The organism is Apilactobacillus kunkeei (assembly GCF_005930975.1).
Classification (GTDB): Bacteria; Bacillota; Bacilli; order Lactobacillales; family Lactobacillaceae; genus Apilactobacillus; species Apilactobacillus kunkeei_E.
In genome coordinates this window covers 1-13504 of record NZ_VBSE01000029.1, presented here as the reverse complement: position 1 = coordinate 13504, position 13504 = coordinate 1, and the positions used below count along the sequence as shown (strand labels likewise).

The window sequence follows — 13504 nt, the reverse complement described above, 5'->3', positions numbered from 1 at the left end:
TGTCACCGGTTGAATACCGAATCAATTCCTCCCAGAAAATAGCATAACCATCTTCCAATTTTAGGGGTTCAGGTCAGCGACCTTTTTATTTACCTTAAAAGATTAATTATTCGCCTTAAATCAGTCACGTTGATTTGACCTGGTGCCGATGATTTATCAAGTGAACCAAAACTAACACTTGATCCAAAATGACTCGGCATTATGCGTGATATCATCCCTTTTTCACCCATCGCCATTGAAATAAGTGGAATCTGAAGTTGTTGTTTGGCAAACAAGCTAGCATTAATTAATTCCAGCACATCTTTCTCATCAGTAGGCATAATGGCAATCTTAGCAATGTCCGCATGGTGATTTTCCATCAATTTAAACTTATCAATCATTGATGCTTCACCTAAAACATGTTTCAAATCATGATGACTAATAATGACACCAATGTCATGTTGATGCGCCTGATTAATCAAAGAATTAATATCAAATGGACGATCAATTTCAACGTCTAAAATATCGAATGACAGTGACTCAATACATTGACTTAATACTTTAAAATAATCATCGTTAATTTCGTTTCCACCCTCATCAATACTACGTAACGTCAATATTAATGGAATTCGAATATCTCGAATAATATCATTACACTTTTTCAAATTAGATAAGCTTAAGTCATCTATGTAATCGATACGCCATTCTATTAAATCAATATTGTCTATTGAATCGTTTATCAGGATAACCTCTCTTTTGATTTCATCCTGATTCTTCCCGGTAATTGGAACAGCAATTTTAGTGGGCTCTTCCTGCCATTTAGATACATCTATCATTTCTCATCACTATCCTTAAATAGAATGTCGTGAATGTAGTCGACCGGCATTTCTTTTCCCGTCCATAGTTTAAATGCAGCCGCACCTTGTTCTAGCATCATCCCTAGTCCGTTTAACACGTGAGCAACTCCAGCTTGTTTCGCTACCTTCATCAGTTTAGTTTCACTGGGTGCGTAGACTGTATCAACAACAATCATATCCTTATGGAACCAGCTAGGGTCCGAAACTAAAGTTTCATCTTCTAATGGATTCATCCCGACAGATGTCGAATCACAGTAAATATCACATTTGCCGATTTCTTCTTTAAATTTGTCAGTATCTGCTAGGTCAAACAATTCCGCAGTCGCTTCAGTTTCATTATTGATAATTTCAACATTATGTTCCGCTTGTTGCCACTGTGCATCTCCCTTTCGATTAAAGATTGCGATATGACTTACTCCATCTAATGCAGCTTGAATGACAATTGGTGTCCCGGCACCACCAGCTCCTGTTAAAACCATTCTTTGACCAGTGATATCCAATCCTTCGTCTTCAAGTGACTTCATAAAGCCAATTCCGTCAGTTGTGTATCCCTTTAATACACCATCATTATTGACGATTGTGTTAACTGAATTCGTTAAACGTGCTGACTCATCAAGCTCATCCAAGAATGGAATGACCTTTTGCTTATTGGGCATTGAGATATTCGATCCACGCATATCCAAAGTTCGCAGAGCTTTAATGCCATCACCAATTTGTTGACCATCAATATCAAAAACGAGGTAGGCGTAATTCAATCCCAACTTTGCGAAAGCATTGTTATGCATCTTAGGTGACATGCTATGTCTAATTGGGTATGCCATTAATCCGATTAAAATCGTGTGTCCGTCTATTCTTTCTGTCATGATAATTATCTCCTCAATATTTTTAGTATTTGATTGGCTACTTCTAGCGGCGTCTTATCATCAGTGAAAATAATATAATCAGATAATTCGTTATAAATAGCATCACGTTCATGTTTCAACTCGATAATCCCATTAAAACCGAGTTTATTAACCAGCGGTCTTCCAATATCTTTACTTAGGCGATTTTTGATGGTCTCGTCTTTGGCATCCAATAAAAAGACCGGTAAGTCCATCTCCTTGATGACATTGACATTGTAGATTGGCGTGCCTCCTCCGGTCGCTAGAATGCCGTTTAGACTAGCCGATTGTTTTAAAACCTCGGTCTCAACTTTTCGAAACTTTTCTTCACTATTGTCTTTGAAGAAGTCACTAATCGATTGGCCAATCTGGTCGACAATCAGACTATCCAAGTCCATGAATTTCACGTTTAACTTCTCGGCTAATAACTGGGTGACGGTGGTCTTACCACTTCCCATGAAACCGATAATAATTGCGTCCATCCCGATACCTCCTAGTCTGATAAATGTTTCAAGTGAGCGAAGAATTGTGGGTAGGAAATACTAATCGCATCTTCACCATTCATTTGCACGTCAGTATCTAATAACAATGCTGAAACGGCAAGTGTCATCCCAATTCGATGATCGCCATGACTGTCCAATGATGCGTTGACTACCTGCCAGTCCTTGGAACCATCGATTGAAAAACCATTAGGTAGCTCTTCAATTTGAATGCCGATTTTTTGGAATTCTTCTACCACAGTCTTAATCCGATCGGTTTCTTTAAAACGCAGTTCTTCTGCGCCGGTGATGGTGCTATGGCCATTGGCTCTTGATTCCAATAATGCCACCAAAGGTAACTCATCAATCATCAATGGAATCCTTTCTTCGTTAACATCAATTGGCTTTAACTCCGGCGTATATGTCACTTCGATATCGGCAGCTGGTTCACTACCGTTTGTTTGGTTAAGTATTTTAATGTTGGCCCCCATTTGGATTAACACATCTAAGATTCCAGTTCTGGTAGGATTAATTCCAACATTCTTCAAAATGATGTGTGAGTTAGGGACTAATGTTGCTGCCACTAAAAAGAAGGCGGCTGACGAAATATCTCCAGGAACATTGATGTCTTGGGCGGTTAGTTCTGGTTGATGGTGAACAATAATTTCATCTCCATGTCTTTCAATCACATCATCGCCAAATTGGTTCAACATTGTTTCGGTGTGATTTCTAGTCACCTGCGGTTCAATCACCACACTATCTTCATTGGAATTTAATGCAGCTAGGATAATGGCACTTTTGACCTGCGCGCTTGCCATCGGTAACTCGTATTTCACCGCTTTAATATGACCCGGGTTAATCGTCATTGGTAGATGCCCGTCCGTCGTTTCAATCCTTGTACCCATCACTGATAGTGGTTGACTTACTCGTTTCATTGGACGTTTGGATAAGGAATCGTCTCCAATTAGGTTGGTGGTGAACTTTTGGGCTGCCAATAGGCCGGATAGTAAACGGGTGGTAGTCCCGGAGTTACCCATGTCTAACTTGGTATCCGGTTTGCTTAAACCATCCAATCCGACACCTTCTACGGTTAGTTCATCCCCAGCCAAATCAATCCTGACGCCCATTTTCCGAAAGGCATTGATGGTAGAAATACAGTCATCAGAAGCCAAAAAGTGATGAATGTGACTAGTACCCTTACTGATTGAAGATAAGATAACACTTCTGTGAGAAATACTCTTATCTCCTGGAACTGATAACTCACCATGCAATCCAGTATTCAGATTCACTACTAATTCTTTCATCGCTTTTCCTCCTAGAATTCCTTAATTTCTTTTCTGTAGTTCTTTAGTTGTCTGGTTAATCTTTCCATGTTGCTGCCGTCGAAGGTTTCGGTAATGATGTTAGCAATTTCAATCGCAATCACACTTTCAATCACGATGGAAGCTGGCACAATCGCCGTTACATCGGAACGTTCGATGTTGGCCTTGCTGACTTCCTTGCTATTAACGTCGACACTCTTTAAAGGCTTGTATAGCGTTGGAATTGGTTTCATTGCGGCTTGGACAATGATTGGCATTCCGTTGGTCATCCCACCTTCGAAACCACCAAGGTTGTCGGAGTCTCTAAACCAACCCTTTTCTTCGTTCCAGTCAATTGGATCCATCACCTGACTACCAAACTTGGTAGCGGCTGCAAAACCTTCACCGATTTCAACACCCTTCATGGCGTTCACGCCCATTGCGGCAAATGCTAGACGAGCATCGAACTTTTGATTCCATCCGGTGTAACTACCCAAACCAGCTGGGACGTTTTCGGCCACGACCTTGATAATGCCACCCAAGGTATCGCCGTCACGTTTGGTTTGGTCAATCATGGCGTGAACTTCATCGACCTTGTCTTCATTTAAAACGCGTAAATCGTTATTCTTAATTTTGTCCTCAATTTTGGAAACTGGTAGTAAGTGGTTAGCGTCGGCGTTAACTTGGCCAATTTGTTTGACGTAACCAACAATGTTGATGCCCAGTTCTTCTAGTAGTTGTTTGCAGATGGCACCAATTGCTACACGCATAGCCGTCTCTCTAGCGGATGAACGTTCTAAAACATTTCTAAAATCTCGGTGATTGTACTTCATCCCACCGACTAAGTCAGCATGACCCGGACGAGGACGACTCACCTTTCTAACTGAGTTTTCCGCTGTTTTTTCTGCGGTTGGGTCCATAATTTCGTTCCAGTGCTTGTGGTCTCTATTCATCACGGTCAATGAAATGGGTGAACCCAAGGTAATCTTGTGGCGGACCCCACCGGTAATTTGGACGACGTCATGTTCAATGGCTTGGCGGTTCCCACGGCCGTAGCCTCCTTGTCGCTTAGCTAGTTGATCGTTAATCGCATCGATATCTAGTTTTAATCCGGCTGGTACTCCTTCTAAAATTCCAGTTAATTGCGGTCCGTGTGATTCTCCTGCTGTAATAAAATTCATAATTAATTCTCCTATTCGATTATTTTTGCTTGATGCATTATTTCTACAAAGACGGCTTTCGTTTCTTCGCTGTACTTATCTGCAGTGTCTTCAATTCCCGTTAGTATTTCTTGTTCTCTTTTTTCATCTAGGATTGGCAGATTGTTTGCTCGCTTAATCTCGCCAACCCTCTTACATAGTTCAAAACGTTGTTCTAACAGCTTGATAATCTCGTTATCAATTTCGGTAATTTGTTTTCTGATCTCTTGCATGACCCTACTCCTTGTTGGATTTCATAATCATCATTACTAAAATCACGAAGATTGAGCTGATTAGTGAGATTAGAATGCTGAAGCTGAATGCTAAACCGATACCCTTGGTTGATAGAAAACCGGTGATAATTGGTACAGTCAATGATGCAATACTGCCAAAGAAGTAAAATGCTCCAGTGACGGTGCCTCGTCTTCTTGGAAATAGTTTCATAAAAATTGTTAAACCAGTTTGCATTACTCCACCTGCAGCGGATAAACCAAACAGGAAGCTACCAATTTCAGCCATTAATTGATTGTGGGCAAATATAATAACCAGTAATGATAAAACAGTCGCAAGATTTAAAATAACCACCAATACTTCTTCAACAGATCTTGCTTTTAGAATCAAGGAAATCATGAATACTCCGGTGATTGAACCAATGCTGTATAAGGAAAGTAAGAAGTGTGAAGTAATTAAACCTAGTCCTAATACCTTGGATCCAAACAATGTAATCCATTGAGTAAATACCAACATTAACGCCATTGAAGTGTATCCGTATACCAATAATCCAATCGTAGCAACTACCTTTTTGAATGAACCAATGTGAATATTGCTATCTGTTTGATTTTCTTCAACATCCTTGACCTTAGGAAACTTAATTCCTAATACATTGACTAGGTTTAATAACAAAATTAGTGAAGGTAGCATAAAGGACAATCCAAACCAGATGTGGTGAGTACTTAGAAACACAATAATGAGTGGTAATAAGAAATCACCGGCAGAGATAAACGCTTTAAGAAATACAGTCGATCTACCGGATCCATTGTTCATTTCAACCAACGTGGTGTATGTTCCTGCATCTAAAGCTGAATTACCAACACCTGCTAGGATTGCTAATATGTAGGCCAATACCATATTGCTAGCAAAAGGCATTACTGATAAAAAGATGATGTATAAAATCATTCCAATTAATACAAATGTCTTTCTATTTAATCGATCGGATAAAATTCCAGTGATTGGGTAAGCAATCAGACGTCCAATGCCAATACCGGAAATTACATATGATACTACTGCGATAGATGTTGACCAGCTGTGTGCTAAGGACAACATGTTTTGCATCAATATCACTAATACCATCCCATGAACAAAGTAATTGATAAATAATGCTAAAGATAATCTCTTCTTACTTGTAATATGAATATTTTGATTCTCATTAATTATTTCCATTTTTAATTCCCCCTGAAATAAAAAAACGTCGACTAGAAAAATCTAGTCGACGTTTTTTAAAAGAATATAATTTAGATTTATACCTTCGACTAGATCTTAAGCTAATAGTCTAATCGAACGGTTATTATTTAGGTAACATACCTATTAACAGCAACTCAATTAGACCTTACACGTATCTAATCGAGTTATTTATAGCAACTACGTTAGATACAAGCATCATTGTGCTTGCACCAACGAAATCGGTAACAAACACTAATTAAAGTACCAATAGTTGCTATAATAATTTGCTGCTAAAATAATCATAAATTACATCCTCCTTCGTTTTAATTAAAATAAGATTAAAATGTCATTAGAAAGAATGATATATCTTAACTACATAATTGTCAATGTTACTTTTAAAATTCCGATATTATAAACATCATTTTATCTAAAATGAAGTCGTTTAATATTAATCGCCATAAGTAGTGGAACAAGCATCAATATTGCCATCAACAATGTTTGATAATGATAAGCGGTTATCACATTGGTAATTCCTGCAGTCAAAGTCACTACGACTGATAATAATATTGAACTACCTAATTGATGAAAAACATTAACTGCACTGGAAGTTGCCCCTCCTAGTTCTTTAGGAGTATTGGCAACTCCTGATACTGTCAATGGGCCAAATGAAAATCCTTGCCCGATTCCAATAATAATCATTGGTAATGCCACTGAAATTAAGTATCCGTGTTCCAAATCTAAACCAAATAACATTAATACCCCAATGAATGTCACAATAGTTCCAAAAAGTAATAGATTTTCGTTTTTGTACTTGTTTGATAGCTTAGATTGAAGCATCCCAAACAAGAATTGTGGAATCGTTTCTGGCATAAAACCAAATGCTGATAATAATGGCGTGAATCCATAATACTTTTGTAACACTTGAGGAACCAAAAAGAAGAATGAAAACATTGATCCAATATAAAAGAAACGTGCAATGTATGCTGAAACACGTTCTTTATCTTTAAAGATAGCCATTGGCATAATTGGGTTATCAATCTTTATCTCTCGGAATAAAAAGATAATCAATAAAGCGATAAAGATACCAATAAATAGCCCTTTGTGACCGGCACCATTAATTGCATTAACCAATGATAAGATGGCTAATACGGATAAAATTGAACCGATATAATCCAAATGAGCGTGTAATTGTGTCTTCGATTTAGGCACAAATAAAATTGTAAGCACAATCAATAATATTCCCAATGGTACATTGATTAAAAATCCTAGGCGCCAGGAATAAAAAGTAGTTACCAAACCACCGATAATTAATCCTACACTGGCACCTAATCCTGCAGTAACTCCGTAGAATGAAATGGCCTTTTCTCGTTTTTTTCCTTCATAAGTATCCAATAATAATGCCAATGAAGTTGGTGCTAAGATAGCAGAACCAATTCCCTGAAATGCTCGCATCACGATAATAAATAAACCGTTTGGTGCTAAGCCAACTAATAGTGAAAATAAAGTAAAAATAGTTAATCCAGTTAAAAATACTGGCTTTCTACCATATAAATCACCCAAACGGCCACCTAGTAATAAAAGACTACCAAAAACTAACGCATAGATATTTGTAATCCATGCAATACTTTGACTAGTCATATGTAAACTATTCGCGATTTGGACAGTACTAGTAAATACGACAGAATTATCTAATAAAATCAAAAAGTAACTAATTAGAATAATTGGAAGAATAATTCCAAATTTATACTTCATACTTGTCTCCTCCTAAAAATGTGATAAAGTAATCATATTACTTAAAGCCAGCTTTAAGACAAGACATTGAGGTGATAAATTTTGAACATTAAAGAAGCCAGTAAAATTACGGATGTTCCAGCATCTACCATTAGATATTACGAAAAAGAACACATCATCCCTGCAGTTGATAGAAATGATTCAGGGGTACGTGATTTTGATGATCATGCAATTAGACGAATTAGTTTCGCAAAAAAAATGCGAGACGCCGGAATGGAAATCAGCACTTTAAAACAATATATCAATCTGTTTGATAATGTTGAAAATAGTGAAGATCAACAATTGGCGCTACTAGTTGAACAAAAACGCATCATGGAAGAAAAACGTGATAAGATGCAAAAAGCCATTGATCATCTAGAACATAAAATTAAAAACTTCGACACCCACATGTTAAAAGTCGAAGATGAATTAAGAACCATGAAAGCAAATAAAAAAGAACGACTATAAAAGTCGTTCTTTTTATTTTACTGGTTCTTCATTTTTAGCAACAAATAGATAAATAATATAACTAACTGTCCACACAAAGATGAATACTAGAAAGATTAATAAAGCTTTGATATCTAGATTAATATTGAAATTCAAGAATCCTTTTAACTTAATAATATTAAATCCTAAGAAGGATTCCCATGAACCATGTGAATGAAATATAATTTCTAGAAAACTATCTAATAATATAAGAATCAAATATGCAATGGTTCCGTATGAAAACCAGTTAAACACCTTTTTTAACATAAAAATTCCCCCAAATTAAACAATATATTTATTATACACAAAAAAACAACCCTTTGTTGGGTTGCTTTTTACCTTGGCTAATCCTGTGAATGCCAGGCCTAACATCACTTTAAGTAATGGATGAGGTAAAGGATTAAATTCCTCACGACGTAATGTTAATTATTAATAGTGATTATGGACACTATAATCGATCAATTAATCTTTTCGGCTGGAGATAAACGATAATTACCTACCATAATCACCATGCATCCAGTCAATGAATTAGCCAAGCGATAGCCTTTCTTATCACCGTTCTTAAATCCAAGTCATCTTATTTTTCATAATCAACTTTCATGCTAGCTGATTCCTTAACCTTGTGGTTTTGTAAATACTTAGCACCTTTTTGAGCGTAACTTAAATCACCAACCTTGCCAAAGGTAACCTTACCAGTCTTAACATTATAGTAAACCTTTGTAACACCTGAATTTGGAATAGATCCTGTGCTTAGTAACTTCTTATCTGATTTACTTAAGTTGTGATCATATTTAGATAAGTATGCTGCAATAACATACCCCGAACTTACCACTAAAGCATTTTTGCCGTTCTTGTTTTTGGTTAATTTAGCAACTCTTTTAATACCTGCTGCTTCTCTCTTAATTACCTGAGTTGCTGACTCGGCTCGATCTGCCTTTGGAAGAGTATCGCTATTTTTATCAATTTCATAAATAGCTTGAATTGTTTTTGGTACAAATTGAATACCAAATTTTTTGGATAATGCAGCATCATTTTTCACATGATAATAATCATTTACTAGTTTATCGCTTTGATCTCCATTATATAATTCATACTTACCACTTCCAGCCTCTCTAAATTGAGGGGTTTCTAAAACGGTTAACTTACTATTTCCTGAATAGTCCAACATATCCTTAATTGTGTCCAAGTGACGAACTAGTTTACCACACGCCGCCTCTGTAAAGTGAACTCCACGAAGTCCTGCTCCGACTTGTTTGGCAACCAAATCTCCTTGAGGAGTCAATGGATAGTCATCCCATCCTTCATTTAAAGTTAAAACATTACCAGTGGTTTGACCATGTCGTGCTAGATAGACCGTTACAACATCTCCATTCTTTTTGGTATTTGATGTCTTATTCTTTGCTGAGGCAGCCACCCCAGTACTTGAAAGTGTTAAAAATAGCAATAAGCCACTCATTAATTTGGCTTTGGAAATCATTAGCGTCATCTCCTGATGAATTATTTATGGAACATCTTTAATATATGCTAATGATGTAAATTTGATATAAAAATTATGTAAAAGTTATGTAAATATAAACAGTGCATTTTGCTATTTCATAGAGTATACTGAAATTAAAATGCTAGGAAGTGATAATAATGAATAATATCGCTGAATTCAGACTAGATAGAAAAAATTATGGTTTATCATTGGTCGAAGAATTTATGTCCACCGAATTATACGACATTATTAACAAAGATCGTGATGAATTAGCTAAGTGGCTCCCATGGGCTAATGACATGAAATCCATTGATGATGAAGCACAGTTCATTCGCTATTCTAAAGAACATAACTTATTTATTTTAGCTATTTTGAACGGTGCTACACCTGTTGGTATGATTGATCTACATAATATTGATGAAATTAATCATACAGCTGAAATTGGCTACTGGTTATCAAGTGAATATCAAGGCAAAGGAATTATGTATAATAGCCTACAATCACTTACCAGTTATGCATTTAACTTCTTTAATATGGAAAAGTTAATTATCAAAGCTGATGTAAACAATGAGAAAAGCAGACATGTTGCCGAACATGCTGGTTTTACATTCCAAAAAGTAGAAGAACCATTTGCAATTTATACTAAAGAAAAGAACGACTAATCTTAGTCGTTCTTTTTTGATGCATAACAACCTTTATACGCATTGTTCAAACAATACGAGGTTTGTTAATAAAAACCTTTGAGAACTTATTGTGCTTATGAACTATACTTGAAAAAAATCATAGGAGTGATAAGTATGCACAATATTTCAGAATTTACATTAAATGAACACAAATATGGTTTAACATTGGTAGAAGATAAAATGGCTGCCAAGTTATATGATATTATTAGATATGATAGAAATGAATTAGGAAGATGGTGCCCCTGGGCTAATCATTTAAGATTCATTGACGATGAAATAGATTTTATTAAAAGAGCACAACAAAATTGTTTATTCATATTAGCTATTTTAGATGGTCACAAACCTATTGGGATCATTGATTTACACAACTTTGATGATTCTGATAGAACATGTGAAGTCGGTTACTGGCTATTCAGCAAGTATCAAGGTCGTGGGATAATGTATAATTGCCTACAAGTAATGAATAGTTATGCATTTAATTTCTTCGATATTGAAAAACTAAAAATAATAGCTGATAGAGACAATACTAAGAGTCAGAAAGTCGCAAAAAGAGCTGGATTTAAGCTTTCAGAACTGCATGACCCATATTCTATCTATATAAAAAAGAAAACTGATTTATAACAATCAAAAAAAGAACGACTAAAATTAGTCGTTCTTTTTTCTTATGATATAGTCTATTAATCCATAAATAACCATCCAGATTAGCATACTAACTAGAAAGTATAGCAGTGTCTTCCATGTAATCAATAAACTGAAGTTGAATTCCCCCGGGTTAAAGTTCTTAACAATTCTGACTCCCATTAAAGTACGCCATGTAGATGGTGATTGATAGTAAAATCCTTCTATAAATCCTTCAATGATGGTTAAGATCACATATAATCCGACACCGAGTAAAAACCATCTTTTCATCTTCATTTGCATAATGTTCCCTGCCTTTATATGTACTACAATCATAATAGCACAGCTAATCTTAAAGATATATTAAAAACAGCGATAAAAATCAAGCTATGACAACGTTTTGACCACTTAATACAAATACATTACAGTATTTTTTCATTTTCTTTAATCCAATAAAGTGGTATAGTTTTGTTACTAAAAAGAGAGAGGTAAAATTATGAAAACAATTAGAAATATCATTATTTTAGTATTCTTAGCTGTACTTATTTTTGTTGTATATCCAATTGGAAAAGATTTCTATATTCAAAGCTCACTAAGTAAACAAGCTACTTCTGCAATTAGTAATCAACAAGAATTAAAGAATGTGGCTGCTAACGATGCTACTTATGTATACTTAACCGAACACAACAATGATCGTATCTACAATTCTAATAGTGATACTGGCAAAGGTGATACTTACCAATACAGCGCCAAATACGGTGATGCTAATATTAAGCTAACTGGTCACCTATCAAATGCCGGATTTAAAGTTAAGCTAACTAAAGTTGAAATTACTAAATAAGAAAAAGCTCTCCATTTAGGAGAGTTTTTTTATTGTAAAATTTAATTGAAGGTGATACTATATCTAGTAGGAACATGTGTTCTTAAACCAATATATTGATAAGGGACTTGAGCAATGATTAAAAGAAATAAAATTATACAAAAAATTTATAGCCAATCAAATATTGAAGATTTTTTTAACAAAAAGCAATGTTCAATAATTGAAAATGAGAAAAATAAGTTTGGAAATCCTATTGAATATTTAAATACTTTATCAATTAGAGGATTAATTAGAAAAAACAAATTAGATTTTTCTATATTTGACTTAATACGAGCAACTACTGAGTCTAGATTTGAGAATAAGATACATAAAGATGCTAATCATATTTATAGCGTAGATAAATCATGTAATTTATTAATAACATATTTTACATACTTTAGATATTTTCCATACTATGACAACATCCATTCCAAATATGAAAGAAAACCTAATTGTAAAACAATTCAAAATTGGTATGACATTAATAAATACGTATCAAGTTTAATCTCCTTGTCACATACAACTATAAATAGATTTATCCAATGTTCTTGGGCAGATTCATTTCCAAAATCATCGGAAGATTTCAAGAATTATATTTATTTATATGAGGAAAGTTATTTGGATAATAGGTTATTCTCATATCAAAGTATGCAAATTTATCTACTTGTAGAGTTCAGTTTATATTGTGGGTGGGATTTTAAAAATGAATCATTCAATGATTTCTTTGAAAAAGAATTCATTGAATTTGAAAATATGTTAAAAGATAATCAACATCAAACTAATTACTGAACACTCCACATCTATGGTGCTACTATATAGTTGGATTCAGATATAAATTAAATTTATAGAGGTGATTAATATGACTGAATCAGAAATTATAGAAGGAATTAAGCGAGTAAAGACAACACCAGGTATGATTGATTATCTAAGAACATTATTGAAGAAAGGTCGCAAAGAAGACCCTACTGATGTTCACACATTCCATGATTTTGAAAAAGCATTGTATGATTATGAAAATAATCGATACCAATCTCTTAACAAAGCTGATGATTAAATATAATTTGGTCAAATTGGCGAATATTGTTATATATTAGATAGATTATCAGTCTATGACTAAACCACGTTTATATGGATTTCAATATAATTATTTAATATTAACCAAAAACCACCCAAAATAGTTTGAATGATTATTTTGGATGATTTTTTACTTACAGTAAAAAACAAATGGAGACTTTAAATGAATAAAGATGTTGCTATTAAATCATTAAAAAATATTTTAATGAAAATAACTAAGAAAAAAAGTATGAATATATCCAAAAATAATAATTTGAATCATATTCAAAACACTCATAATAACATGCTAAAAGCTTTTAGTGCTTTAAACCATATTCAAGACACCAATAATAGAATGCTAAAAGCCACTGGTAGTTTCAACCATATTCAAGACATCCATAATAATATGCTAAAAGCCACTG

Annotated in this window: 18 protein-coding genes; 7 read left to right on the top strand and 11 right to left on the bottom strand. The window is 34.7% G+C overall.

Annotated features, from left to right (window positions below; translation table 11 throughout):
- Positions 1-89: 89 nt before the first annotated feature.
- The 8 genes from aroD to FD688_RS00235 all read right to left on the bottom strand — a co-directional run bounded on the left by aroD (position 90) and on the right by FD688_RS00235 (position 7888).
- Positions 90-815 carry a type I 3-dehydroquinate dehydratase gene (gene aroD, locus FD688_RS00270; protein WP_138741336.1) on the bottom strand — a complete coding sequence of 242 codons (726 nt, stop codon included), beginning with the start codon at positions 813-815 and terminating at the stop codon, positions 90-92.
- Positions 812-1699 (bottom strand): shikimate dehydrogenase, encoded by an 888-nt coding sequence (locus FD688_RS00265; RefSeq protein ID WP_138741335.1) that lies wholly within the window; start codon positions 1697-1699, stop codon positions 812-814. The genes aroD and FD688_RS00265 overlap by 4 nt, the downstream gene beginning before the upstream one ends.
- A 5-nt stretch (positions 1700-1704) precedes the next feature.
- Positions 1705-2199, bottom strand: a complete 495-nt coding sequence (locus FD688_RS00260; protein WP_138741334.1) for a shikimate kinase — start codon at positions 2197-2199, stop codon at positions 1705-1707.
- Positions 2200-2210: 11 nt separating this feature from the next.
- Entirely contained in the window at positions 2211-3500 is a 1290-nt protein-coding gene (aroA, locus tag FD688_RS00255; RefSeq protein ID WP_138741333.1) for a 3-phosphoshikimate 1-carboxyvinyltransferase, read from the bottom strand.
- Positions 3501-3511: 11 nt separating this feature from the next.
- On the bottom strand, positions 3512-4681 hold the full coding sequence (aroC, locus tag FD688_RS00250) for a chorismate synthase (RefSeq protein ID WP_138741332.1): 1170 nt from the start codon (positions 4679-4681) through the stop codon (positions 3512-3514).
- A gap of 8 nt (positions 4682-4689) precedes the next feature.
- Entirely contained in the window at positions 4690-4929 is a 240-nt protein-coding gene (locus FD688_RS00245; RefSeq protein ID WP_138741331.1) for a chorismate mutase, read from the bottom strand.
- Positions 4930-4933: 4 nt separating this feature from the next.
- Positions 4934-6136 (bottom strand): MFS transporter, encoded by a 1203-nt coding sequence (locus FD688_RS00240; RefSeq protein ID WP_138741330.1) that lies wholly within the window; start codon positions 6134-6136, stop codon positions 4934-4936.
- Between the two features lie 423 nt (positions 6137-6559).
- Positions 6560-7888 carry an MFS transporter gene (locus tag FD688_RS00235; protein ID WP_138741329.1) on the bottom strand — a complete coding sequence of 443 codons (1329 nt, stop codon included), beginning with the start codon at positions 7886-7888 and terminating at the stop codon, positions 6560-6562.
- A gap of 81 nt (positions 7889-7969) precedes the next feature.
- On the opposite strand from FD688_RS00235, the gene FD688_RS00230 reads away from it, so the two are divergent.
- Complete coding sequence (locus FD688_RS00230) at positions 7970-8374, top strand: MerR family transcriptional regulator (protein WP_138741328.1); 405 nt, start codon at positions 7970-7972, stop codon at positions 8372-8374.
- Between the two features lie 12 nt (positions 8375-8386).
- Here FD688_RS00230 and FD688_RS00225 read toward each other — a convergent pair whose 3' ends face one another.
- The gene (locus FD688_RS00225; RefSeq protein WP_053795012.1) at positions 8387-8659 is read right to left on the bottom strand and encodes a hypothetical protein; all 273 of its coding nucleotides are present in this window, start codon (positions 8657-8659) and stop codon (positions 8387-8389) included.
- A gap of 310 nt (positions 8660-8969) precedes the next feature.
- The gene (locus FD688_RS00220; RefSeq protein WP_190242843.1) at positions 8970-9869 is read right to left on the bottom strand and encodes a histidine phosphatase family protein; all 900 of its coding nucleotides are present in this window, start codon (positions 9867-9869) and stop codon (positions 8970-8972) included.
- 158 nt (positions 9870-10027) lie between these two features.
- On the opposite strand from FD688_RS00220, the gene FD688_RS00215 reads away from it, so the two are divergent.
- Together FD688_RS00215 and FD688_RS00210 are read left to right on the top strand one after the other, a co-directional pair.
- Positions 10028-10531 carry a GNAT family N-acetyltransferase gene (locus FD688_RS00215; RefSeq protein WP_138741326.1) on the top strand — a complete coding sequence of 168 codons (504 nt, stop codon included), beginning with the start codon at positions 10028-10030 and terminating at the stop codon, positions 10529-10531.
- 135 nt (positions 10532-10666) lie between these two features.
- On the top strand, positions 10667-11173 hold the full coding sequence (locus FD688_RS00210) for a GNAT family N-acetyltransferase (protein WP_138741325.1): 507 nt from the start codon (positions 10667-10669) through the stop codon (positions 11171-11173).
- Positions 11174-11197: 24 nt separating this feature from the next.
- Here FD688_RS00210 and FD688_RS00205 read toward each other — a convergent pair whose 3' ends face one another.
- On the bottom strand, positions 11198-11467 hold the full coding sequence (locus tag FD688_RS00205; RefSeq protein ID WP_138741324.1) for a hypothetical protein: 270 nt from the start codon (positions 11465-11467) through the stop codon (positions 11198-11200).
- A gap of 199 nt (positions 11468-11666) precedes the next feature.
- Between FD688_RS00205 and FD688_RS00200 the strand changes: the two genes are divergently transcribed.
- The 4 genes from FD688_RS00200 to FD688_RS00185 all read left to right on the top strand — a co-directional run.
- Positions 11667-12011 carry a hypothetical protein gene (locus FD688_RS00200; RefSeq protein ID WP_138741323.1) on the top strand — a complete coding sequence of 115 codons (345 nt, stop codon included), beginning with the start codon at positions 11667-11669 and terminating at the stop codon, positions 12009-12011.
- A gap of 114 nt (positions 12012-12125) precedes the next feature.
- Positions 12126-12818: a hypothetical protein gene (locus FD688_RS00195; RefSeq protein ID WP_138741322.1), complete on the top strand. Its 693-nt coding sequence runs from the start codon at positions 12126-12128 to the stop codon at positions 12816-12818.
- 70 nt (positions 12819-12888) lie between these two features.
- Positions 12889-13083: a hypothetical protein gene (locus FD688_RS00190; protein WP_138741321.1), complete on the top strand. Its 195-nt coding sequence runs from the start codon at positions 12889-12891 to the stop codon at positions 13081-13083.
- A 183-nt stretch (positions 13084-13266) separates the two neighbouring features.
- Positions 13267-13504, top strand: a 238-nt coding sequence (locus tag FD688_RS00185; protein WP_138741320.1) for a hypothetical protein, incomplete at its 3' end; no start/stop codon positions are given.